Below are 23,482 nucleotides of genomic sequence, written 5' to 3'. Positions count from 1 at the left end.
TTGCCGTACTTGAGCGGCACGCCGGTTATTAACCCGGTAGCGCGTGAGCGGCCTGCATTATCAGCCTTGAGCGGCGACCTGGAGATATACGAGAGGTGATTGTAATACCCGAGGTTCGCCGTTCTTTAGTCTGCATCTGTCGGGCAGGAAATACCTGTCTGCTCATAGGTTATGACCTCATGCATGGCTATCTTCGAACTTAAACACTTCCTAAACAGTATGCCGCAAGAAATCAAAAAGTGAATGCCTCATTTAAGTTGATTCTTAAAAAGAGCATTAAGTGGTAAAATGGCGGCGCGCCACCTGATTAAAGTCGGTACACTTAAAGCGGCGGGTTTCTTTCGCCCAAATAGCACTAAATAATAAAAGAGCACGCATAGCGTAGCATGTCAGCGCCGCGTTGGGCTTTCCTTTTTTTGTTTAATCACGCCGCCTCAGTGCGCGTGATAGGCAAATAATGCGCTGGTTCACAGGGGGGAATATTCGGTTTTTCTTATCGTTGAACCGGAGGCGATACACAATCCAATAAAAGAGAACAGCATAAAAAATGCTAAAGGCGTTGTCGCGCTCATATTTAATTATTTTATTAAAACGTAAGGCTATTTATGATCCGTATTGAGAAAGTTCTGGATAAACGCGAACTTAAAGAATTTATTGCTTTCCCTTCGTTACTGTTTCGTGATGACCCGAACTGGATTGAGCCGCTGTATTTAGAGCGCGAAGAGCACCTGTCAAAGAAGAATCCCGGCACCGATCATATCGAATGGCAGGCGTGGGTGGCGAAAAAGCAGGGGAAGGTCGTCGGGCGCATCACCGCGCAAATCGATTCTCTGCACCGGGCGCTGCACGGAGAAGATACCGGTCACTTCGGCATGATCGACGCCGTTGACGATCCCGCCGTGTTCAGCGCGTTATTCACGGCGGCGGAGGAGTGGTTGCGGTCCAAGGGCACGCGGAAAATCACCGGGCCGTTCAGCCTCAATATCAATCAGGAAAGCGGCCTGCTGGTCGAAGGGTTCGACACGCCGCCGTCGGCCCTGATGACCCATGCCAAACCCTACTATGCGGCCCAGATAGCGCAGCAAGGGTATAGCGAAGGGATTGATTTGCTTGCTTATTGGATGAAAAGAACCGACCTGCATTTTTCGCCGTCGCTGACCCGGATGATGGATCAGGTGCGCAAAAAGGTGACCGTTCGCCGCCTCAACCGCAAGCGCTTTCGCGAGGAGATGCAGGTGCTGCGCGAGGTGTTCAACTCGGGGTGGCAGCATAACTGGGGGTTTGTTCCGTTCACCGAGCATGAGTTCGCCACCATGGGGGATCAGCTGAAGTTCCTGGTGCCCGACGATATGATCCATATCGCCGAGGTGGATGGCGCGCCCTGCGCCTTTATCGTCGGGTTGCCGAACATTAATGAGGCGATTGCCGATCTGCAGGGGCGGTTATTGCCGTTCGGTTGGGCGAAGTTATTGTGGCGGCTGAAAGTCAGCGGCGTTCGCACCGCGCGCGTGCCGCTGATGGGCGTTCGCCAGGAATATCAATTCAGCCGCATCGGGCCGATTATTGCATTGCTGTTGATTGAGGCGCTGCGCGAGCCGTTCGCCAAGCGCAATATCGACGCGCTGGAAATGTCCTGGATCCTGGAAACCAATACCGGCATGCGGACGATTTTAGAACGTATCGGCGCGGTGCCTTATAAGCGCTACCGTTTGTACGAAAAGACGCTTTAATCGACTGATATCGCATCGCCTTTTAACGCCATCAGGATAATAAGCGCATTGCGTGCGGCGCCGTTCGTTTTGGGGGACTGAGCGTGAGTGAAAGCATTGTCCCCAGAGTGGAACGGTTAAGGCCGTTAATTAATAAACCCGAGATAAATTCACGGCGCGTGATTTATTGAACCACGATCGCCGTGATGCTGAAGAGAGCAGAATGCATGCCTGTGGAAAAGAAAAAGGGAATAAGCCGATTAACCTACAGCATAAGGAACTCCTGGGCCGGCTTTATTGATGCCGCGCTGACCGAAAATGCGTTTCGTGAATTATTGGTTATTAACGCCATTTTACTGGTTGTTACATTTACTCTGGATATTACAAAAATGGAGCGGCTGTTATTAATCGCCTGCAGTTTCCTGCTGCTGGTGGTTGAGCTGCTTAATACGGCGATTGAAACCGTGGTCGATCGCATTTCGCTGGCGTTGCATCCGTTATCCAAACGCGCCAAAGATCTGGGCGGCGCAGCGCAGCTGGTGGCGGTGATAATGACCATCATTATTTGGGGGACGGTGCTGCTGGGAGGATAACGGCGAGGCGCGCTCCGGCGTTAAACCGGTTGCTGCGGCTAAATAAGCGGCTATTATCGTTGCTTTACGCCTTTGGCGCCATGGTAAGGATAGGTTGCCGTTATGCCCGTGAATTTTGATCTCAACGATCTTTATGCGTTTCGCGCGCTGGTGGAGTACGGCAATTTTCGGCTGGCCGCAGAGTCCATCTGCCTGTCGCAGTCGGCATTGAGCCGCAGGATTGAGAAGCTGGAAAACGCGCTGGGCATCAAACTGTTCGATCGCACCACCCGGCGCGTGACCTTGACGCTGTACGGGCAGGCCTTCGCCGAACGTTCGGAGCAGCTGCTGATGAACGTCGAAGCGGTGATGGCTGATATCGATAAGGTCAGCCAGGAGCGGGTGGGGCTGGTCACCGTCGCCACGGTGCCGTCGGCGGCCTACTATTTCATGCCCGACGTGATACGCCGTTTCCGGCTTCGCTATCCGCGCGTGCGAGTTAAGCTGATCGACGGCAGCGCAGGCAATGTCATCGAGGCGGTCACCGGCGGCCAGGCCGATTTCGGCATCTGCTTCGCCGGGCGGCTGCAGCCTAATATTGAGTTTGTGCCGTTGGTGGGGGATGTCTACGTGGCCGCCTGCCGGCGCGACCATCCGCTCGCCGGTAAAAAGAGCCTCAGCTGGCGGGAGTTTTATCAGCAGGATTACGTGTCGCTGGATAAAACCTCCGGCAATCGCAATCTGCTCGATCAGCGCCTGGAACACCTCGTGCCGGAACGCCCCAGCGTGTGTGAAACTCGCCATGTGACGACCATGCTGGGCATGGTTGAGGCGGGCATCGGCATTGCCGCCGTGCCCGCCATGTCGATGCCCGCTTCAGAGCACTCGGTGTTGACGTCGGTGCCGCTGGTCGATCCGGTGGTGAAACGCACCGTAGGCCTCATCAGACGCGGCGGCCGCATGCAGTCTTTCGTCGCCGCCGAGCTGGAAAAGCTGATTACTGAACAGTATCACTCTGCCTGACCGGCTGCGGCGCCGGCACGGTTCGCATGCCGGTCGCGCGAATGGTCGGCTGGGCCTGAGAGGAGGCGAGGAAGTCCAGCAGCGCTTTGCCTTCGCGGCGATGTTCCGCCTTGGCGGTTACCGCGCCCGCGAAGCGGGTGATGTACTGCACGTTTTCAGGCAGCTCGCCGATAAAGGTCACGCCCGCCACGGGCAGCAATTCGCTGACCTGCTGGAAACCCAGCGCGTATTTCCCCTGCGCCACTTCAGAGGCCACCGGGATGCGCTCAACCTTATGCGCTTTCCCTTTCACCTGTTCCTCGATGCCCAGCTTTTTGAACAGTTGGCCGCTGACATAGCGGCCGCTGGCGCTGTCGGAATAGGCGAAAGAGTCCGCCTGCAGCAAGATATTGCGCAGGTCGGCATCCGTTTTTATCACCGGCTTGGGCGCGCCCTGTTTAACCACCATGCCGATCGGCGAATCGGCCAGCTCCACGCGCGAACCCGGCTGGGTCCAGCGCTCTTTTTCCAGTTGGGTGAGCGCGTCGCCCACCATGATCAGCACATCGGCTTGCTCTCCGCGCGCCAGCCGCGCGGGGATCGCCTGCGGCGTTTTGCCCATCGAGGGGCCGGACACCAGAATGATTTTGTCGCCGCTTTGGGCTTCATACTCCGGGGCCAGCTTCTCCAGCGCGGCTTTGAAGCCGCCGGAGATCATGACGGTCACGTCTTTGGCCAGCGCCGCCGTACTGCAGGAGGCGCACACCAGCGCGGCGAGGATCGAACGAGTGAGTTTTTGCATGGCATCATTCCTTTTGAGATGGCGGCTTAGCGCGCGGTTTGCAGCGGCATGGCGATGCGGCGATACATATACAGCGTCGCCAGCAGGGCGCACAGCGCGGCGAAGCTCATCCAGTAGCCCGGTGAAGCCTTGTCGCCGGTGTATTCGATCAACGCTGTGGAGACTACCGGCGTAAAGCCGCCGAACACCGCCGTCGCCAGGCTGTAGGCCAGCGAGAACCCGGCCACCCGCACTTCCGTTGGCATGATCTCAGTCAAGGCCGGGATCATGGCGCCGTTGTAGAGGCCGTAAATGAAGGACAGCCACAGCAGCACGGCCAGCATCATGCTGAAGCTGGGCGCGGCGGCGAGCAGGCTCAGCGCCGGGTAGGCGGTGGCCAACGTCAGCAACGTCATGGCGACCAGCACCGGTTTGCGGCCGAAACGGTCCGACAGCGCGCCGCCGATGGGCAGCCAGATGAAGTTGGAGATCGCCACCAGCAGGGTGACCAGCAAGCTGTCGGAAGCGCTGAGCAGCAGCACCTTTTTGCCGAAGGTCGGCGCATAGACGGTGATGAGGTAAAACGCGGTGGTGGTCATGGCGACCATCAGCATGCCGGCGATCACCACCGGCCAGTTTTTCAGCAGGGTTTTAAACACGTCGCGCATCGCCAGGTGGTGACGGCGAGCGGTAAATTCCTGCGTCTCTTCCAGCTTGCGGCGCAGGAAGAAGATAAAGGGAACGATCAGGCAGCCGAACAGGAAAGGCAGGCGCCAGCCCCATTCGCGAATGGCGCTTTCTTCCAGCGCCGCATTGAGCGCGAAGCCCATGGCCGCCGCCACCATGATAGCCACCTGCTGGCTGCCGGACTGCCAGCTGGTGTAGAAGCCTTTACGGCCCGGCGTGGCGATTTCAGCCAGATAGACGGACACGCCGCCCAGCTCTGCGCCCGCCGAGAAGCCTTGCAACAGACGCCCGCACAGCACCAGCAGCGGCGCCCAAAGCCCGATGCTTTGGTAAGAGGGGATCAACACGATCAGGAAGGTGCCCGCGGCCATGATCGACAGGGTCACGATCAACCCTTTGCGGCGGCCGACTTTATCGATGTAAGCGCCCAGCACGATGGCGCCGATCGGGCGCATCAGAAAACCTGCGCCGAATACCGCGAAGGTCATCATCAGCGAGGCGAACTCGCTGCTGGCCGGGAAAAAGGTGTGTGCGATGTAGGTAGCGTAAAAGCCGAACAGGAAAAAATCGAACTGCTCTAAAAAGTTGCCGGAGGTGACGCGCAGTATCGCGCCGGTTCTGGCCCGGGTGGTCATGGGTGATGTAGAGGAATGCATCTTTATCTCCAGTTTGTTATTGGCGCTTGACGCCGCGCCTGTTGCTGAAGACTCGCTCAGGAAAATAAAGTAAATAAGCGCAATAAACTCATGGCGCGATGCGTTTGACGCATCAATCGGCGTTAACAATGTTGCCTAACCCGATGTAACGTGGCGTTAACAAGTTTGTCGCTCATCGCCCGCTGCGCAGAACGCCGAAAACGTTATGCGCTTTTTGTGACAGGGTTCATAAAGGGGCGGCGGGGGAGCGCCCCGTGCCTCTGAACGATTGTTCGATACCGTGCGTAAAAAGGTGAATGCCTCGCACTGCGTTTGCAAAATACGTGGATGTACGTTCAGCCTTGCAGTCACCACGCATGCCTTTGCATGCTATCCCAGCGCCTCTCTGCTATAGCTTTACATCTATATAGTTACTGATCTATATTTTAGGGAGGTCCCGTGTGGGAAATTAAAACAACGGATGCATTTGATCATTGGTTCAGATCGCTCAGCGATGCCGATCGGGCCGGCGTACTTGCTGCATTGATGGTCCTGCGGGAAAAGGGGCCGGGGCTGCCCAGCCCCTATGCCGATACGGTTAAAGGCTCACGTTACAGCAATATGAAAGAGTTGCGCATTCAGTGCCGAGGCGAACCGTTGCGGGCATTCTTCGCTTTCGATCCGTACCGTATTGGCATTGTGCTTTGCGCGGGCAATAAAGCCAGTAATGAAAAGCGTTTTTACGATCGGATGATCCAGGTTGCCGATCGGGAATTCACGAACTGGCTGAACACATTAAACGAGAAGGAGTGACGCGATGGGCAGAACGTTGGAACAGCTTATTGCGGATGAAAAGCCCGAGGTCGTGGCCAAAGCGCAGGCGCTGGCGGCGGACATCATGCTGAACATTCACCTTGCCGAGCTGCGTGAAAAAGTACAGAAAACGCAGGTTGAAATGGCGCAGGCGCTGGGGATCAGGCAGCCGACCGTTGCCGTGATGGAAAAACCGGGCCGCGATCTGAAACTGTCTTCGCTTAAACGCTATGTTGAGGCGGCCGGCGGCAAACTGCGCCTGGACATTGAACTGCCGGACGGCTCTCACTACGAGTTTGTGCTGTAAGCGCTAACGGCAGAAAGGCACAAAGCCCGCTCAGGTTCCCCGGTGCGGGCTTTGTGCACCAGGGCTTCTTTGACACAAGCAGGCGGCCGTGAAAGCAAAGAGGCTCAAGACGGGCAGGCTGTCTGAGCGCTTTCGTTTGGGCCGGAAAGCGTTAAACAAGCCACCCGCACTCCCTTCGCGATGTCTTGCTTGCCCGTAACTGTCTCCTTGCTCCTTAGCTGAAACGATACAAATTATGTTGATAAGCAGCTCGTTTTGTGTGCAAAAAATCAACGTCTTTCATTAAAACTGCGATGAAATTCGTATTTTTATCGCGCTATCTCTTCAAATACTCACCCGGTGAAGCTCATCACATTTCTTTAACCTGCTTAACAGTAGATTTTCCTTGCTTAGAAAAAAATCGATTCAGCTAAAGGGGAAGGGAAATGAAAAAGACATGGGTTATGGCGGTGTTTTCGGCTCTGATTTCAGGGCAGGCGGCGGCGCAGAGTTGGGTGCTGACCAGCGCTGAAGATGGCGTGGAGAAAGGAAACTGGAAGATTTCGAGTGAGGCGCTGAAGGTGAAGGATAAAACGTTCAGCATTGAGCAGAAAGTGTTGCACGGCGGCAAGCAAGAAGGCAGCAAAGTCGTCATTATCCGCAGCGAGGATGGCCTGACCATCACGCTGAGCCCCACCCGCGGCATGAACCTCCTGCGGGCAGAAGGCTTTGGCGCGAAAATGGGATGGGATTCCCGGTCAAAGAGGTGGTCAACCCCGCCTTTATCAACCTGGAAAGCCGCAATGGGCTCGGCTGGCTGGAAGGTTTCAATGAGATGATGGTGCGTTGTGGCTATGAGTGGACCGGTCATCCGGTGACCGACGCAGGGCAAATTTACACGTTGCACGGCAAAGCGGGCAATACGCCGGCCTCGCGGGTTGAGGTTGAGGTAGCGGATGCGGCGCCGTATGAAATTCGTATTCGCGGCCTGATCAAAGAGAGCACATTCAAAAAAGCCGATCTGCAAACCCTGACCGAATTGCGCTATGTGCCCGGCAGCAACAGTTTCAGCCTGCATGATGTGTTAACCAACCGGGCGGATTATCCCCATGACTACCAGATTATTTATCACAGCAATTTCGGCGCGCCGATTCTGGAAAATGGTGCCCGCTTCCTGGCGCCGATGGCCAGCATCAGCCCGTTTAACGACTATGCCAAAGCCGGGCTGAAGACCTGGGGAACCTATGCCGGTCCAACCAAAGGGTTCGATGAAATGGTCTTTAACATTAAGCCATTATCGGATCCGAATCATCAAACGCTGGCGGCGCTGGTCAATAACGCGGGCGACAAAGGGGTGGCGATTCAGTTCGATACCCGCCAGTTGCCCGTCCTGACGCTGTGGAAGAATACCGATACGTTAAAACAGGGGTATGTGACGGGGATTGAGCCGGGCACCAGCTATGCCTACCCGGTCACTATTGAGCGCGAACAAAAACGCGTTAAGCAGCTGCAGCCTGGCGCCAGTGCGCAGTTTGATCTGACCTATACCTTGCTGCACAGCAAAGCGCAGGTGGCGGATCTGGAGAAGAAGATTGCGGATATTCAGGGCAAGGTAAAAATTGAAGAGAATGACGCGCCGATAGCCAAAGAGTAACGCTGCCTGTCGACGCATTCACCGTTAAAGCAAAAAGCCCGCTTAAGCTTCCTTAAGCGGGCTTCTCTAAATATGGCTCCTCTGACTGGACTCGAACCAGTGACATACGGATTAACAGTCCGCCGTTCTACCGACTGAACTACAGAGGAATCGTGTGAACGGGGCGAATAATAGCGGGGCGCCTGGGGTTTGTCAAAGCGCTAAACTGCAAAAAAAGCGCGTTTGCTGAGGGAATGAGCACCTTGCGCTGTTTTTCGGCATTTTCCATCGCTATGCGTTGATTTTTGCATCCCAAATCGTTTTGACGCCGCTTGCACACGCCTTTGCACGGCGATGGTGCAGGACCGTTCTCCCACCCATACTTCCACTCGCGCTAACCGTATTGGCCAGACCCTGGTTAACGCCGCCACACGCCGCGCCGCAACTGATATGTAGGATGAATAAGCAAACAATATGTATTCGTCGTCACAATGGCTGGATTTTTGCTTACCCATTTTTGGGGAATGCGACTGCGCTCTCAAGAAAATTATTTTCCCCGTCTACACATAAAGTGACTGATCCGCGCCCCAGGGCGTTTCGCTACAACAGTGCTGAGGAAGATAACAATGTCATCGAAATTGATAAAAAGTCCGCTCGCTGCTTTGCTCATCGGTTGTTTAGGTACGGCGTTTTCCGCGCAGGCCGATCTCGTCATCGGCGTCGCAGGGCCGTTCTCCGGGCCGAACGCCACCTATGGCGATCAGTATTGGCGCGGGGCTTCGCAGGCGGCGGCGGACATCAACGCCGCCGGCGGGATCAAAGGGGAAAAAATCAAACTGGTGCAAGGGGATGACGCCTGCGAACCGAAACAGGCGGTCGCGGTCGCCAACCGCCTGGTGGATCAGGACAAGGTGTCGGCGGTGGTCGGCCACTTCTGTTCCTCATCCACCATGCCCGCGTCCGAGGTGTATGACGAGGCCGGCATCATCGCCATTACCCCCGGCTCCACCAACCCGCAGATCACCGAGCGCGGCATGAAGACCATGTTCCGCATGTGCGGGCGCGACGATCAGCAGGGGGTGATCGCCACCAACTATATGCTGGATACCCTGAAGGCCAAACGCATCGCGGTGATCCACGATAAAGACACCTACGGCCAGGGGCTGGCGGACGCCGCCAAGGCGGCGATGAACAAGCGCGGGGTTAAAGAGGTGCTGTATGAGGGGCTGTCGCGCGGCGAGAAAGACTTCAACGCCCTGGTGACCAAGATCGCTTCGGTCAAGCCGGACGTGGTCTACTTCGGCGGCTGCCATCCCGAAGCCGGGCCGCTGGTGCGCCAGATGCGCGAGCAGGGCGTGACCGCCAAGTTCTTCTCCGGCGACTGCGTGGTGACCGAAGAGTTGGTGACCGCCGCCGGCGGGCCGCAGTACACCAACGGCGTGCTGATGACCTTCGGCAACGATCCGCGCCAGATCGCGGAAGGCAAGGCGGTGATCGCCAAGTTCCGCGCCAGCGGCTTTGAGCCGGAAGGGTACACCCTTTACTCCTACGCTTCGATCCAGGCGATCGCCGCCGCCTTCAACGCCACCGGCGGCAAAGACAGCGCCAAGGCCGCCGAATGGCTGAAGTCGCACGATGTGGACACCGTGATGGGTAAAAAAGCCTGGGATCAGAAGGGCGATCTGAAGGTCTCGGATTACGTGGTCTATCAATGGGATGACAAGGGCAAATATCACCAACTGTAAACGGCCGAACATTGAGGGTGTGACCCTATGACCGACGGGCCGCCGCCTTGGCGCGCCCGTTCCGCGACTACCTTTGGGCCGCGTCGGACTGCGTTGGCGGCCTTACCAGGCGAGACTGCTCATTATGGATGTATTCTTTCTGCAACAGCTGATCAACGGCCTGACCCTCGGCGCGGTGTATGGCCTGATCGCCATCGGCTACACCATGGTTTACGGCATCATCGGCATGATCAACTTCGCCCACGGCGAGGTGTACATGATCTCCGCCTACCTGTGCGCCATCGGTCTGGCGCTGCTGTCGTTCTTCGGGCTGCAATCGTTCCCGCTGCTGATCCTCGGCACGCTGGTATTCACCATCGTCATCACCGGGGTGTACGGCTGGGTGATCGAGCGCATCGCCTACAGGCCGCTGCGTAACTCCACCCGCCTGGCGCCGCTGATCTCCGCCATCGGCATGTCGTTAATCCTGCAAAACTATGCGCAGATCAGCCAAGGGCCGCGCCAGCAGGGCATCCCGACGCTGCTGAGCGGCGTGTTCCGCCTGGAATTCGACGGCGGCGTGGTGCAGATCACTTATACCAAGGTGTTCATTCTGGTGGCGTCGCTGCTCGGCATGGCGATCCTCACCTACATCATTCAGCGCACCCGGCTGGGGCGCATCTGCCGCGCCACCCAGCAGGATCGCAAAATGGCTTCGATTCTCGGCATCAATACCGATCGGGTGATCTCGCTGGTGTTCGTGATCGGCGCCGCCATGGCCGGGCTGGCCGGGGTGCTGATCACCATGAACTATGGCACCTTCGATTTTTACGTCGGCTTTATCATCGGCATCAAGGCCTTCACCGCCGCGGTGTTGGGCGGCATCGGCTCGCTGCCGGGCGCGATGCTGGGCGGGCTGCTGCTCGGCGTGGCGGAGGCGCAGTTCGCCGGCATGGTGAATTCGGATTACAAGGACGTGTTCTCCTTCGGGTTGCTGGTGGCGATCCTGATCTTCCGCCCGCAGGGCCTGCTCGGCCGGCCGCTGGTCGCCAAGGTTTAAGGAGAACGCCATGTCGCAATCCGCAATCAACGGCGGGCTGAACGTCAAACGCAGCCTGCTGGATGCCGTTTTGGCCGGGCTGATCGCCCTGATCGTGTTCGGGCCGATCGTCGGCATCGTGCTGAACGGCTACAGCTTTAACTTCGAGCCGCACCGGCTGGTGTGGATCATCGTCGCGGTGATGGCCGGGCGGCTGCTGCTGAGCCTGTTCCTGCAAACCGCGCCGGGCCGCAAGGTGCTGGCACGCTTCGACGGCGGCAACGACGGCGTTTACGTGCGTCCGCTGGGCTATAAATCCAATCTGCGCTGGTTCCTGCCGCTGATGGCGGCGATCGCGCTGCTGTTCCCGTTCGTCGCCACCAAATACCTGCTGACGGTGGCGATCCTCGGCCTGATCTACGTGCTGCTCGGCCTGGGGCTGAACATTGTGGTCGGGTTGGCGGGGCTGCTCGATCTGGGGTACGTGGCGTTTTACGCCATCGGCGCCTACGGGCTGGCGTTGGGCTACCAGTATCTCGGGCTCGGTTTTTGGGCGATGCTGCCGCTCGGGGCGCTGATGGCGGCGTTGGCGGGCGCGCTGCTGGGCTTTCCGGTGCTGCGCATGCACGGCGACTATCTCGCCATCGTCACGCTCGGGTTCGGCGAGATCATCCGGCTGGTGCTGAACAACTGGATGTCGCTCACCGGCGGGCCGAACGGCATTTCGGTGCCGGCGCCGACGGTGTTCGGCCTGGAGTTCGGCCGGCGCGCTAAAGACGGCGGGGTGCCGATCCACGAGTTTCTTGGCATCGATTACAATCCCAACCTCAAGTTCATCTTCATCTACGCGATGCTGTTTTTGGTGGTGCTGCTGGTGCTGTACATCAAGCACCGGCTGACGCGCATGCCGATCGGCCGCGCCTGGGAGGCGCTGCGCGAGGACGAGATCGCCTGCCGCTCCCTCGGGCTGAACCACGTGCTGGTGAAGCTGTCGGCGTTTATGCTGGGTGCTTCCACCGCCGGGCTGGCGGGGGTGTTTTTCGCCACTTACCAGGGGTTCGTCAACCCGACCTCGTTCACCTTCTTCGAGTCGGCCCTGATCCTGGCGATCGTGGTGCTGGGCGGCATGGGCTCCACCCTCGGCGTGGTGTTGGCGGCCTTTGTGCTGACGGTGGCGCCGGAGCTGCTGCGCAGCTTCGCCGAATACCGGGTGCTGCTGTTTGGCGTGCTGATGGTGGCGATGATGATCTGGCGGCCGCGCGGGCTGGTGCGCATCAGCCGCGCCAGCTTTGCGGAACGCAAGGGGGTGGCGCCATGAGCGACGCCATTTTGCGGGTGGAACACCTGATGATGCGCTTTGGCGGCATCAAGGCGCTGAACGACGTCAATCTGGAGGTGGAGCGCGGTTCCATCACCGCCCTGATCGGCCCCAACGGCGCCGGCAAGACCACGGTGTTCAACTGCCTGACCGGTTTCTATCGCGCCACCGGCGGCGCGATCCTGCTCAATACCTACAAGCGGCCAACCGATGTGATCCAGGTGCTGGGGCAGAAGTTCCGCGCCGGCGACTGGATACGCCCGAAGCGGTTCGGTTCGCGCCTCTATTACAAGATGTTCGGCGGCACTCACCTGGTCAACCGCGCCGGGCTGGCGCGCACCTTCCAGAATATCCGCCTGTTCCGCGAAATGTCGGTGGTGGAGAACCTGCTGGTGGCGCAGCACATGCAGAGCAACCGCAATCTGATCGCCGGGGTGCTGAATACGCCGGGCTACCGCCGGGCGGAAAGCGCCGCGCTCGATCACGCCTTCTACTGGCTGGAGATGGTGGATCTGGCGGACTGCGCCAACCGGCTGGCGGGGGAGATGTCCTACGGCCAGCAGCGGCGGCTGGAGATCGCGCGCGCCATGTGCACCGCGCCGGAGATGATCTGCCTCGACGAACCGGCCGCCGGGCTGAACCCGGTGGAGACGGCCGCGCTGAGCCGCATCATCCGCTTCCTGCGCCGGGATCACGGCATCACGGTGCTGCTGATCGAGCATGACATGGGCATGGTAATGGAGATCTCCGATCGGGTGATCGTGCTCGATCACGGCGATGTGATCGCCCGCGGCACGCCGCAGGAGATTCAGCACAACGAGGCGGTGATCGCCGCTTACCTGGGCGCGGACGAAGAGGAGCTGGCGGGATGAGCGAAACGATGTTGGAATTTCGCGAGGTCGATGTGTTTTACGGGCCGATCCAGGCGCTGCGCCAGGTGTCGCTGCAGGTGAACGCCGGGGAGACGGTGGCGCTGATCGGCGCCAACGGCGCGGGCAAGTCCACGCTGTTGATGTCGATCTTCGGTCAGCCGCGTATCGCCGGCGGGCAGATCCTGTTTCGCGGCGAGGACATCAGCCGTCGCTCCACGCACTTTGTTGCCAGCAGCGGCATCGCGCAGGCGCCGGAGGGGCGGCGCATCTTTCCGGACATGAGCGTGGAGGAGAACCTGCTGATGGGCACCATCACCGTCGGCAATCGCTACCTGGAAGAGGATTTGCCGCGCATGTTCGAGCTGTTTCCGCGCCTGAAAGAGCGGCGCAACCAGCGGGCGATGACCATGTCCGGCGGCGAACAGCAGATGCTGGCGATCGCCCGCGCGCTGATGAGCCGGCCGAAGCTGTTGCTGCTGGACGAGCCGAGCCTGGGGCTGGCGCCGATCGTGGTGCGGCAGATCTTCGGGGTGCTGCGCGAACTGACCCGCAGCGGCATGACGCTGTTTCTGGTGGAGCAGAACGCCAACCATGCGCTGAAACTGTCCGATCGCGGCTATGTGATGGTCAACGGCCAGATCCGCCTCACCGGCAGCGGGGAAGAACTGTTGAACGATCCGCAGGTGAGAAAGGCGTATCTGGGCGGCGGCTGATAGCCGCCTGCGGGCAGGGAAGCCCGCGTTCATTTTTCGGCGTCGCGCTCTTGGCCATCGTAGTGCGAGCGGGCTGCCCTGAAGGCGTCGGCGGAGGAGATAATCCACGACCAGAGCGGCAGCATGTTGAGCAGCATTTCTTCCCCGGCCTCGGTGATGGTGTAAACCACGCGGGGCAGTTTTTCCTGATAATCGCAGCGCGATATCAACCCATCCCGCTCGAGATGGCGCAGCGTCCGCGTCAGCATTCTCTGCGTCACGCCCGCTAATTGGCGGCCTAGTTCGCCGTGGCGCAGCGGCCCGTGGGTGCCCAGGAGATGCAATACGCCCAGCGACCAACGGTTGCCTGCATGCGCGAGGATCTCGCGCTTCAACCCTTCATCGTCGTTGCTCAATGCTTCACAGAACGCTTGCGAAAATTGCAGCAGCGCTTCCCGATCGCTCGTCATATTCCTCCCCGGTATCATGCGTGTACCTAATTGAACCCGTTTTTGTCAGCTGTCAGGATGACGCAGTGTCAAGACAGGAGGCAAGCATGAAATCCACAAATCCATCCATCAATACCGTGCTCATACTCGGCGCCGGCGAACTGGGGCTGCCGGTACTGCGAGCGATGAGCCGGCAGGCTCAGTTATCTCCATCTTTAAAAATCAGCGTACTGCTCCGGCCGGAGACCGCCCGCGCCGTGAGCGGCCCGCTCCGGGCGCGGCGGGATGAGCTGGCGCGGCTCGGGATCGCCGTGGTGGAAGGCGATCTGCAGCAAAGCGGGGTGGATGCGCTGAGCGTGCTGCTGCGTGGCTTTGATGCGGTAATCAACTGCAGCGGCTTCGTCGGCGGGGCGGGAACGCAGATAAAGATCACCCAGGCCGTTTTGCAGGCCGGCGTGGCGCGCTACTTCCCGTGGCAGTTCGGCGTGGACTACGATGTCGTCGGTAAAGGCAGCGGGCAGCCGGTGTGGGATGAACAGCTCGAGGTGCGTCACCTGCTGCGCGCGCAGAGCGCAACGGAGTGGGTGATTGTTTCCACGGGTATTTTCACCAGCTACCTGTTTGACTCGGGTTTTGGCGTGGTGGATGCGGAACGCAAAACCGTGCGCGCGCTGGGCGACTGGCAGTATGCGGTGACGCTGACCACTCCCGAGGACATTGGCCGGCTGACGGCCGCGATTTTTTTCCATCGGCCCGCGTTTCGCAACCAGGTGGTCTATATCGCCGGGGATACGCTGACCTACCGTGAGCTTGCCGATCTTATGCAGGCGCACTGGGGCGTGGAGGTCAACAGAGTCCTGTTGGACAAAGAGAGGCTGCAGGCGGAGGTGCGGAATCATCCGCATGACGTCGGCGCGAAATACCGGCTGGCTTTCGCCCGACCCGACGGCGTGGCCTGGGATAAGGCGAACACCTTCAATGTGCGCCAGGGCATGGCCGTCACTACCGCCGGCCAGTGGCTGGCTTCTCAGGGCGGTTAATCGCCTGTGCGCCGCAGTCAAAACTGGCGCTGCATCCAGCGCACGTTCAGCCGCACCAGCGCGATGATGGCGCTGGAGAGCAGCCGCAGCCCGCCGGGCATGTCGCGGCGGCGAATATCCAGCAGCAGCACGGTGCGCACCTGCGGGCTGTCGTTCCATACCTCGTGCTCGAAGGTATCGTCCCACAGCATGAACTCCCCCTCGTGCAGCCGATATTCGCGGCCGTCCACCTTCAGCACCGCCGCCGGCGCGCCGTCGGCGCGTTTGGGCATGTCCAGCACCAGATAGCCGCGCAGAATGCCGCGGAACGGGCCGCGATGGGGCGGCACCTGTTTGCCGGGCGCCAGGAAGGAGAGCGACGCGGACAGCACGTCCGGCGAGGAGGCGATCAGCGCCGCCAGCGTCGGACAGCGTGCCAGGTTGCGGGGGATGGGCTGGCCATAGGCCTTCATGATGAACATGCGCCAGTCGCGCGCGTCGTTGGCGGAGATGGACGCCTGCTGGCTCATGATCTCGTGGAAGCGCGGGATATTGTGCAGATCGTGGGCGACCGTCAGCGCCTCTTCGCGGATCTGCCGCCATTGGGCGGTAAAGCGTTCGGCGTCGGGGAAGAGGGCCGCGCTGTCAAGCACCGGCTGGCCCTGGATGCGGCGATCGTAAACATTGCGCAGGGCAAGTACGGACCAATCATAAATCGCGGACATCATAATGACCTCGCCTCAGGAAACGCCAAAGGGACACTGCGCGGGTCTTCGGCGCGGCGCGTGGACGGCCGGGGAAGCGCGGCAGGAAAAATTGGTACGCTTCAATAGATTAGCACAGCATTTTGGCAACCGTGCGTCGGTGAGCGTGTCGATGGGCGGTGAAAAAAACCACACAATTAAAATGTGACGCGTATCGCATTTAGTGGGCCGGTTGGTTAAAATATCGCGACTTGCCCGCACCTGTCCGGATTTTTTTTACCATGGAACACGCTCCCGTTTCCCGCTCAACCGCCTGGTTGCGCGTGGTCATCCTCGCCGTCTCGGCCTTTATATTCAACACCACCGAGTTTATTCCGGTCGGTCTGCTGAGCGATATCGCCGCCAGCTTTTCGATGCAAACCGAACAGGTCGGCTTGATCATTACCATTTACGCCTGGATCGTCGCCGCCGCCTCGCTGGCGTGCATGCTGCTGACCAGCAAAATCGAGCGCCGCAAACTGTTGATCGGCGTGTTCATGCTGTTTATCGCCAGCCACATACTGACCGCCGTGGCCTGGAACTTTACCACGCTGGTTATCTCGCGCGCCGGCGTGGCGCTGGCGCACTCGGTGTTCTGGTCGATCACCGCCTCGCTGGCGATCCGCGTGGCGCCGCCGGGCAAGAAAGCCCAGGCGCTGAGCCTGCTGGCGGGCGGCACCGCGCTGGCGATGGTGCTCGGGTTGCCGCTCGGGCGGGTGGTCGGGCAGTTGCTCGGCTGGCGCATGACCTTTATCGGCATCGCAGTGTGCGCCACCCTGGCGCTGGTGCTGCTGTGGCGCCTGTTGCCGGTGCTGAAAAGCGAGCACTCCGGTTCGCTGGCCAGCGTGCCGCTGCTGTTCAAGCGCCCGGCGCTGGTGGCGCTTTACATGCTGACCATCATTGTGGTGACGGCGCACTTCACCGCCTACAGCTACATCGAGCCGTTTATCCAGACCGTGGCCGGGCTGTCGGAGAACTTCACCACGCTGATGCTGCTGCTGTTCGGCGCCGCCGGCATCGTCGGCAGCCTGCTGTTCAGCCGCTACAGCGAGCGTTTTCCTTCCGGCTTCTTTATCGGCGCCATTACGCTGCTGGCCCTGAGCCTGCTGCTGCTGTTGCCGGCCGCCGGCAGCGAAAGCCATCTGACGGTGCTGTGCATCTTCTGGGGCATGGCGATCATGGCGATCGGCCTGTCGATGCAGGCCAGGGTCTTGAGCCTGGCGCCGGACGCCACCGACGTGGCGATGGCGATCTTCTCCGGCCTGTACAACTTCGGCATCGGCAGCGGCGCGCTGCTGGGCAACCAGGTGAGCCTGCATCTGGGCATGGGCAACATCGGCTTCGTCGCCGCGCCGCTGGCGCTGATCGCCCTCGGCTGGTGCTTGCTTAGCGCCTACCGCAGCGAACGGCTGCAGCACCACCACAGCCGTTAAGCGGCCTCGTTTCCCTGTCTTCCTGAGCCGGCGGCTGCGCCGGCCTCTTCAGCAAAAAAACTCGCGATCATGCGAAAATTATTCCGTTATCACTGCCTTTGCGCCTGCCGTACTGTTAACCCGTCCAAAATCCAATTCGATACCGAGCGGGGAACACGTCATGAGCACTCTTACCGCGCCCGATGGCGCACGCATTTTCTATAAGGATTGGGGCCGCGGCCAGCCGATCCTGTTCTCGCACGGTTGGCCGCTGTCCGCCGATGCCTGGGACAACCAGATGCTGTTTTTCGGCCAGAGCGGGTTCCGCGTGATCGCCCACGATCGCCGCGGCCACGGCCGTTCTGATCAAACCTGGCACGGCAACGACATCAACCAATACGCCGACGATCTGGCCCTGCTGATCGAAACGCTGGATCTGCGCGATCTGATCCTGGTCGGCCATTCCACCGGCGGCGGCGAAGTGGCGCGCTACATCGGCCGTCACGGCAGCGATCGGGTGGCGAAAGTGGTGCTGGTCGGCGCCGTGCCGCCGCTGATGCTGCAGACGCCGGTCAACCCAGAGGGCACGCCGATGGCGGCGTTTGACGGCATTCGCAGCGGCGTGGCGGGCAACCGCTCACAGTTCTTCAAAGAGCTGGCGGTGCCGTTCTATGGCTTCCAGTGCGACGAGGTGGAGAGCAACGCGGGGCTGATCGACAGCTTCTGGATGATGGGCATGCAGGGCGGCGTGAAAGGGCAGTACGACTGCGTGCGCGCGTTCTCCGAAGTGGATTACACCGCCGATCTGCTGGCGATCGACAAGCCGACGCTGCTGGTGCACGGCGACGCCGATCAGATCGTGCCGATCGGCGCCTCGGCGCTGAAAGCCGCTAAGCTTATGCAACAGGCGGAGCTGAATGTTTACGCCGGCGGCTCTCACGGTTTGGCGCAGGCCGATCCCGATCGCTTCAATGCCGATCTGCTGGCCTTCATCCAGAATTCGCCGTTTTAAGGGGGCGCGATGAACCTGACTGTTATCGTCGCCCGCTGCGCGCAGCGGCTGCACGCGCCTGCGGTGCGCTGGATGCTGCTGCTCGCGATCTGCGCCGCCTATATTCAGGGCGGGTTGGTCAAGGCGCTGAACGTTGAGGGCGCCATCGCCGAGATGGCCCACTTCGGCCTGCAGCCGGCGGCGCTGTTCGCCGTGCTGGTGACGCTGCTGGAACTGGCGGCGTCGGCGCTGATCCTGAGCGGTTTTTATCGCTGGCTCGGCGCGTTGGCGCTGGCCGGTTTTACCCTGATGGCGACGCTGATGGCCAATCCGTTCTGGCAGTTCGACGGGGCGGAGCGAGGCCAGATGATGAACGGATTTTTTGAACACCTCGGGCTGGCCGGCGCGCTGTTGCTGGTGGCATTTAACGATTTGAAGGAGCGAACGGATGGCTGAACAGACGGAAAACAAGGCGGCGGCGGGCGGCTTCGCGCCGCTGAAAATTCCATTATTTGCGGTGCTGTGGGGCGCCACGGTGCTCGGCAACGTCGGCAGTTTTATGCGCGACGTCGCCAGCTCGTGGCTGATCACCGACCTGTCGAGCAACCCTTCGGCGGTGGCGTTGATGCAAACCGCCGCCACGCTGCCGGTGTTCCTGCTGGCCATCCCGGCCGGGGTGCTGTCGGACATTCTCGATCGGCGACGCTTTCTGATCTTCGTGCAAATTCTGCTGGCCTGCGTCAGCGGCAGCCTGTTGCTGCTGTCGCAGACCGGCGCGCTGACGGTGGAATACCTGCTGGCGCTGACCTTCGTCGGCGGTATCGGCGCGGCGCTGATGGGGCCGACCTGGCAGGCGATCGTGCCGGAGCTGGTGCCGCGCGCCGAGCTGAAAAACGCCGTGGCGCTGAACTCGCTGGGCATCAACATCGCCCGCTCCATCGGCCCGGCGGCCGGCGGTTTGCTGCTGGCCAGCTTCGGTGCCGGCGCGGCCTACGGCGCGGACGTGATGAGCTATGTGCTGGTGATCGCGGCGCTGCTGTGGTGGAAGCGGCCGAAGGTTGAGGACAGCGGCCTGTCGGAACACTTCTTCGGCGCCTTCCGCGCCGGGCTGCGCTATGCCCGTTCCAGCCGCGAGCTGCACGTGGTGCTGCTGCGGGCGGCGGTGTTCTTCGCCTTCTCCAGCTCGGTCTGGGCGCTGCTGCCGCTGGTGGCGCGCCGCATGCTGGGCGGCAGCGCCGGTTTTTACGGTGTCTTGCTGGGGGCGGTGGGCGCCGGGGCGATCATCGGGGCGATCGTGCTGCCGCGCCTGCGCCAGCGGCTGAACGCCGACGGGCTGGTGTTGCTGGCGGCGGTGCTGACGGCGGCGGTAATGGCGGCCCTGTCGCTGGCGCCGCCGCAGTGGCTGGCGGTGGTGCTGCTGTTGGTGCTGGGCGCCGGCTGGATCATTGCGCTGACCACGCTCAACGGCGCGGCGCAGGGCGTGCTGCCTAACTGGGTGCGCGGCCGCGGCCTGGCCATCTATCTGATGGTGTTCAACGGCGCGATGGCGGCGGGCAGCCTGTTGTGGGGGCTGGTGGCGCAGGAGCTGGGCGTGGCCGCCACGCTGCTGGTCGGCGGCGTCGGTCTGTTGGCGGCAGGGCTGCTGTTCCACCGCCTGCGTCTGCCGACCGGCGAGGCCGATCTGCAGCCGTCGAACCATTGGCCGGAGCCGTTGGTCAACACGCCGGTTGAAAACGATCGCGGCCCGGTGATGATTCAGGTGGAGTACCGCATTCGCGAGCAGGATCGGCCGCAGTTCTTGCGCACGCTGCTGATGCTGGAGCGGGCGCGTCGCCGCGATGGCGCTTACGCCTGGGGCATCACCGAGCACACCGGCGATCCGGAATGCATCATGGAGTGGTTCCTGGTGGAATCCTGGGCGGAGCATCTGCGGCAGCACCAGCGGGTATCGCACGCCGACGCCGATCTGCAGCAGGAGGTGCTGCGCTTCCATATCGGCCCTGAGAAACCGGTGGTGCATCACTTCTTGTCGCTGGACAGGCGGCAGGTGAAGCATTAACTGCACGGCCTGGCGGTGAGAAGGTGCTATGCTTTTGGTCGGTTCGGCGGCGCGGCCGCCGTAAGACGAATGTAGTCAGCACAGGGAGACACATTGATGACGGCACCTTCTGCTTTTGCCCGCGAGCTTGGGCTGCGCTATCCGATCGTTCAGGGGCCGATGAACGGCGCGTCGCCGCCGGCATTGGCGGTGGCGGTGAGCAACGCCGGAGCGCTGGGATCGTGCGCGGCGGCGCTGTTTTCACCGGCGGTGATCCTCGAACGGGTGCAGCAGATCCGCGCGCAGACCGCCGCGCCGTTCAACATCAACCTGTTTCTGCTCGATGAGCAGCACCCGGATCTCGCCGAGCTCAAGCGCGCCCAGCACCTGCTGCGGCCGTTCCGCGAAGCGCTGGGGCTGAGCGAGCCGCCCATGCCGGCCCAATTCGCCGAAAACAACCGCGACCAGATCGCGGCCCTGCTGGAGGCTGCGCCGCCGGTGGTCAGCTTCACCTTCGGCGTGCTGCCGCGCGCCACGGTCACGCAGTTCAAGAAGGCCGGCTCGCGGGTGATCGGCACCGCCACCACGGTGGCGGAAGCCCGCGCCTGGGAAGAGGCGGGCGCCGACTTCGTCTGCGTCTCGGGCGCGGAGGCGGGGGGGCATCGCCCGACCTTCCTTGGCGATATCGAACAGTCCTGCGTCGGCCTGATGGCCCTGTTGCCGCAGGTGGTGGCGGCGGTGAAGATCCCGGCGATTGCCGCAGGCGGCATCATGAACGGGCGCGGCATCGCGGCGGCACAATTGCTGGGCGCGCAGGCGGCGCAGCTGGGCACCGCGTTTCTGTGCAGCCCGGAGTCGGGCATCGCCGAAGCCTGGCGAGCGGCGCTGCGCAACGCCGGCGATGACAGCACGCGCTTGACGCGCGCCTTCAGCGGCCGCCCGGCGCGCGGCATCGTCAATGATTTCATGCGGCAGATGCGCGCGGAAGAGGCGCAGATCCTGCCTTATCCGGTGCAGAACGCGCTCACCGGCGATATTCGCCAGGCGGCGGCCAAGGCCGGACGCGCGGAGTTTATGTCGCTGTGGGCCGGGCAGGGCGTAGGCCTGGCGCGGCCGATGCCGGCGGCGGAGCTGGTCGCCACGCTGGCGGCGGAGCTGGAAGCGGTGTGACCTCGTCGGCGCGATTTATTGCTGTGGCAATGTAAAAAGACGCCGGGGTGAGGCCTGAGAGAGATAAACAGTCCGGCGTGAAGGCCGGACTGCGGGTTTGCCTTGGCTAGACGAGAATATCGGCGGAAGCGTCGACATGCCCAACGATTTTGACAAGGAAATCAGGCAATTGATTGCCGGAGAGATTGATGGCCAGATCGGTGACATTCTGCTGCGCGTCATAATTCAGCGCCGCTTCATACAACGAGCCGCTTAAACTATCCACGAAGTGCAATTCGCTCCCTTCGGCCTTAGCCGTCTGGTTGAGCCACGACAGGTCGATTTTATCCACCGCCGTCTGGAAATCGCGGATCCAATCCGGCGCGGCGGCTTGGCTGTCGCCGGCTTCGCGGAAGACGAAGGTGTCCGCGCCTGCATTGCCCCAGAGCTGATCGGCGCCGCCGGCACCGTAAATGATGTCGTTGCCTGCACCGCCTTTTAACGTATTGTTCAGCGCGTTGCCCACAAGAATGTCGGCGCCGCTGCCGCCGATGATATTTTCAATCTGCGCGCCGTAGGCGATGGCGATATTCGCCTTCAAGCCGCCTACATCAGAGAATGCGCCTTCGTTAATGTTGATGCGCTGATCCTGGCTGTAGCCTGAAAAATCCAGCGTGTCATTGCCGCCGGCATCCCAGATAGCCGCCACGATTTTGTCCGTGGACGCCTTAACGCTCAAAAAGTCTCTGTCCGTATTCGAGTTGAAACCATAGGTGGTATCGCCGGTGCGCGTGGTGGTATTCGCGCCGTAAAGCTTCTGTATGGCGGTAATATCATCCAGCTGCGGCCCCGATGGCCAAACGCCTTTATAGTCAGCGCTGGTGTATTGTTCGTTAAAATAGCTCATCAAAGAATATTGATGGTCGTCTTCATAATACTTCGCCGAGTTGGCGTAGGTGGGGTAGGTGGCATTTGACGCATCATAATTTCCGGGATGAGAAAGCCCCAACGCATGCCCTATTTCATGGGTGAGTGTATCCCTGGCGTAATTATTGGTTTGCGGATTGGAGGCGTCGTAGCCGTTATTGCCGCTGATCCAAATGGTGCTTTTTAGATTGCTCTGCGTACTTTCATACGAGGTGTAATTGCCCCCGCTGGCCGCCTTATAAAAACCAAACTTTATATCTGCATTTTTCGCGTCGTTGCCTTTAACCTCGGTGAACGTGATGTTGGCCACATCCGACCAGGATTGCAATGAAAGCTTGGTTTGGGCTTGCTGGGCGGCGGTAAGCTGCGCGGCGCCCGTCTTGTCGCTGCCCGTATAGACGGGGAAAGAGTAGGTCAAGGTAGCCGCATGGTCGGTCACGCCTTTGCCATTGGCGGAATAATGGCTCCTCAGCAGCAGATCTGAAACCTCTTGCGTGGTATATGACGGTTTACTGTTCCCCGCGTGATCGCCTCTTTCATAATGGGTTAAATAATCGGAAATTTTATCGGTCGCTAATGACATATCAAACTCCTTTGGACGTTGACAATATTGCACCTAACGCTCTATATGCTCGTACACAGGTTTGAAAATCAGGGGTAATTAAAGTGATATCATTGGCTTGCCTCCTTGGTCTGGCTTGAATATTGCGTTCAAGCGGAATATATCCTTATCATTAATCACGGTGAGGAATTAATTGTGCACTGTGATTGAGTTAAAGCAGTATAAACACAATTATTTTATTAATGAGTTATTCTTATATGAATCTTTTACATAAGATATGAGTAAAAGACGTGTTTAAATAACTCGTTGGAATTAAATCTTTATTTAATATTTCTCTGTAATCGGCGCGCGTCGTTTGCGTCGCTGATTTATCTTTCTGCTTTTCCAGCTTTTTATCTGTGAAATGCGGTGAGTAGCCGCCATTGCCGT

21 protein-coding genes, 1 tRNA gene and 1 pseudogene are annotated in these 23,482 nt (G+C 60.2%); 17 read left to right on the top strand and 6 right to left on the bottom strand.

The window, feature by feature from the left end; translation table 11 throughout:
• Window positions 1–605: 605 nt before the first annotated feature.
• The 3 genes from SERRSCBI_RS15800 (at window position 606) to SERRSCBI_RS15790 (ending at window position 3,304) form a co-directional block, all read left to right on the top strand.
• Window positions 606–1,730: a DNA-binding protein gene (locus SERRSCBI_RS15800; protein WP_042785021.1), complete on the top strand. Its 1,125-nt coding sequence runs from the start codon at window positions 606–608 to the stop codon at window positions 1,728–1,730.
• Between the two features lie 185 nt (window positions 1,731–1,915).
• Complete coding sequence (locus tag SERRSCBI_RS15795; protein WP_223524775.1) at window positions 1,916–2,302, top strand: diacylglycerol kinase; 387 nt, start codon at window positions 1,916–1,918, stop codon at window positions 2,300–2,302.
• Window positions 2,303–2,404: 102 nt separating this feature from the next.
• On the top strand, window positions 2,405–3,304 hold the full coding sequence (locus tag SERRSCBI_RS15790) for a LysR family transcriptional regulator (RefSeq protein WP_033651879.1): 900 nt from the start codon (window positions 2,405–2,407) through the stop codon (window positions 3,302–3,304).
• Here SERRSCBI_RS15790 and SERRSCBI_RS15785 read toward each other — a convergent pair.
• Both SERRSCBI_RS15785 and SERRSCBI_RS15780 read right to left on the bottom strand, forming a co-directional pair.
• Window positions 3,279–4,085, bottom strand: coding sequence for a substrate-binding domain-containing protein (locus tag SERRSCBI_RS15785; RefSeq protein ID WP_033651878.1), 807 nt, complete (start codon window positions 4,083–4,085; stop codon window positions 3,279–3,281). The genes SERRSCBI_RS15790 and SERRSCBI_RS15785 overlap by 26 nt on opposite strands.
• A gap of 26 nt (window positions 4,086–4,111) precedes the next feature.
• Complete coding sequence (locus SERRSCBI_RS15780; protein WP_033643756.1) at window positions 4,112–5,407, bottom strand: MFS transporter; 1,296 nt, start codon at window positions 5,405–5,407, stop codon at window positions 4,112–4,114.
• Window positions 5,408–5,845: 438 nt separating this feature from the next.
• Here SERRSCBI_RS15780 and SERRSCBI_RS15775 point away from each other — a divergent pair, with 438 nt between their 5' ends.
• From SERRSCBI_RS15775 to SERRSCBI_RS15765, 3 genes and pseudogenes are all read left to right on the top strand, one after another.
• The gene (locus SERRSCBI_RS15775; RefSeq protein WP_042785020.1) at window positions 5,846–6,199 is read left to right on the top strand and encodes a type II toxin-antitoxin system RelE/ParE family toxin; all 354 of its coding nucleotides are present in this window, start codon (window positions 5,846–5,848) and stop codon (window positions 6,197–6,199) included.
• A gap of 4 nt (window positions 6,200–6,203) precedes the next feature.
• A complete protein-coding gene (locus SERRSCBI_RS15770; RefSeq protein WP_016927038.1) occupies window positions 6,204–6,506 on the top strand; it encodes an XRE family transcriptional regulator in 303 nt (100 codons plus the stop codon).
• A gap of 593 nt (window positions 6,507–7,099) precedes the next feature.
• A pseudogene (locus SERRSCBI_RS15765) lies at window positions 7,100–8,139 on the top strand (aldose 1-epimerase family protein).
• A 73-nt stretch (window positions 8,140–8,212) separates the two neighbouring features.
• On the opposite strand, the gene SERRSCBI_RS15760 reads toward SERRSCBI_RS15765, so the two are convergent.
• A tRNA-Asn gene (locus SERRSCBI_RS15760) sits at window positions 8,213–8,288 on the bottom strand.
• Between the two features lie 456 nt (window positions 8,289–8,744).
• Here SERRSCBI_RS15760 and SERRSCBI_RS15755 point away from each other — a divergent pair.
• The 5 genes from SERRSCBI_RS15755 to SERRSCBI_RS15735 all read left to right on the top strand — a co-directional run bounded on the left by SERRSCBI_RS15755 (window position 8,745) and on the right by SERRSCBI_RS15735 (window position 13,784).
• On the top strand, window positions 8,745–9,863 hold the full coding sequence (locus SERRSCBI_RS15755; protein WP_042785018.1) for a branched-chain amino acid ABC transporter substrate-binding protein: 1,119 nt from the start codon (window positions 8,745–8,747) through the stop codon (window positions 9,861–9,863).
• Window positions 9,864–9,987: 124 nt separating this feature from the next.
• Window positions 9,988–10,902: a branched-chain amino acid ABC transporter permease gene (locus SERRSCBI_RS15750; RefSeq protein ID WP_033643752.1), complete on the top strand. Its 915-nt coding sequence runs from the start codon at window positions 9,988–9,990 to the stop codon at window positions 10,900–10,902.
• Between the two features lie 10 nt (window positions 10,903–10,912).
• A complete protein-coding gene (gene livM, locus SERRSCBI_RS15745; protein WP_042785016.1) occupies window positions 10,913–12,199 on the top strand; it encodes a high-affinity branched-chain amino acid ABC transporter permease LivM in 1,287 nt (428 codons plus the stop codon).
• A complete protein-coding gene (locus tag SERRSCBI_RS15740) occupies window positions 12,196–13,071 on the top strand; it encodes an ABC transporter ATP-binding protein (RefSeq protein ID WP_042785015.1) in 876 nt (291 codons plus the stop codon). Before livM ends, SERRSCBI_RS15740 begins: the two co-directional genes overlap by 4 nt.
• On the top strand, window positions 13,068–13,784 hold the full coding sequence (locus SERRSCBI_RS15735) for an ABC transporter ATP-binding protein (RefSeq protein WP_033643749.1): 717 nt from the start codon (window positions 13,068–13,070) through the stop codon (window positions 13,782–13,784). The genes SERRSCBI_RS15740 and SERRSCBI_RS15735 overlap by 4 nt, the downstream gene beginning before the upstream one ends.
• A gap of 29 nt (window positions 13,785–13,813) precedes the next feature.
• Here SERRSCBI_RS15735 and SERRSCBI_RS15730 read toward each other — a convergent pair whose 3' ends face one another.
• Window positions 13,814–14,233: a helix-turn-helix domain-containing protein gene (locus SERRSCBI_RS15730; protein WP_042785014.1), complete on the bottom strand. Its 420-nt coding sequence runs from the start codon at window positions 14,231–14,233 to the stop codon at window positions 13,814–13,816.
• Window positions 14,234–14,319: 86 nt separating this feature from the next.
• Between SERRSCBI_RS15730 and SERRSCBI_RS15725 the strand changes: the two genes are divergently transcribed.
• Entirely contained in the window at window positions 14,320–15,252 is a 933-nt protein-coding gene (locus tag SERRSCBI_RS15725; protein WP_042785013.1) for an aromatic alcohol reductase, read from the top strand.
• A 17-nt stretch (window positions 15,253–15,269) separates the two neighbouring features.
• On the opposite strand, the gene SERRSCBI_RS15720 is transcribed toward SERRSCBI_RS15725, so the two are convergent.
• Window positions 15,270–15,956 (bottom strand): aspartyl/asparaginyl beta-hydroxylase domain-containing protein, encoded by a 687-nt coding sequence (locus SERRSCBI_RS15720; protein WP_028127723.1) that lies wholly within the window; start codon window positions 15,954–15,956, stop codon window positions 15,270–15,272.
• Window positions 15,957–16,216: 260 nt separating this feature from the next.
• On the opposite strand from SERRSCBI_RS15720, the gene SERRSCBI_RS15715 reads away from it, so the two are divergent.
• The 5 genes from SERRSCBI_RS15715 to SERRSCBI_RS15695 all read left to right on the top strand — a co-directional run bounded on the left by SERRSCBI_RS15715 (window position 16,217) and on the right by SERRSCBI_RS15695 (window position 21,585).
• Window positions 16,217–17,407: a sugar transporter gene (locus SERRSCBI_RS15715; RefSeq protein ID WP_042785012.1), complete on the top strand. Its 1,191-nt coding sequence runs from the start codon at window positions 16,217–16,219 to the stop codon at window positions 17,405–17,407.
• Between the two features lie 160 nt (window positions 17,408–17,567).
• On the top strand, window positions 17,568–18,398 hold the full coding sequence (locus SERRSCBI_RS15710) for an alpha/beta fold hydrolase (protein ID WP_042785011.1): 831 nt from the start codon (window positions 17,568–17,570) through the stop codon (window positions 18,396–18,398).
• Between the two features lie 9 nt (window positions 18,399–18,407).
• Window positions 18,408–18,833 (top strand): DoxX family protein, encoded by a 426-nt coding sequence (locus SERRSCBI_RS15705; protein WP_042785010.1) that lies wholly within the window; start codon window positions 18,408–18,410, stop codon window positions 18,831–18,833.
• Window positions 18,826–20,436: an MFS transporter gene (locus SERRSCBI_RS15700; RefSeq protein WP_042785009.1), complete on the top strand. Its 1,611-nt coding sequence runs from the start codon at window positions 18,826–18,828 to the stop codon at window positions 20,434–20,436. The genes SERRSCBI_RS15705 and SERRSCBI_RS15700 overlap by 8 nt, the downstream gene beginning before the upstream one ends.
• Window positions 20,437–20,532: 96 nt before the next feature.
• On the top strand, window positions 20,533–21,585 hold the full coding sequence (locus SERRSCBI_RS15695; RefSeq protein WP_042785008.1) for a nitronate monooxygenase family protein: 1,053 nt from the start codon (window positions 20,533–20,535) through the stop codon (window positions 21,583–21,585).
• Between the two features lie 106 nt (window positions 21,586–21,691).
• Here SERRSCBI_RS15695 and SERRSCBI_RS15690 read toward each other — a convergent pair whose 3' ends face one another.
• Window positions 21,692–23,074 (bottom strand): serralysin family metalloprotease, encoded by a 1,383-nt coding sequence (locus tag SERRSCBI_RS15690; protein ID WP_042785007.1) that lies wholly within the window; start codon window positions 23,072–23,074, stop codon window positions 21,692–21,694.
• Window positions 23,075–23,482 lie beyond the last annotated feature (408 nt).

This window comes from Serratia sp. SCBI (assembly GCF_000747565.1).
Taxonomy (GTDB): Bacteria; Pseudomonadota; Gammaproteobacteria; order Enterobacterales; family Enterobacteriaceae; genus Serratia; species Serratia ureilytica.
Note: the sequence above shows the minus strand (reverse complement) of the source record. Positions and strands in the feature narration are given on the sequence as shown.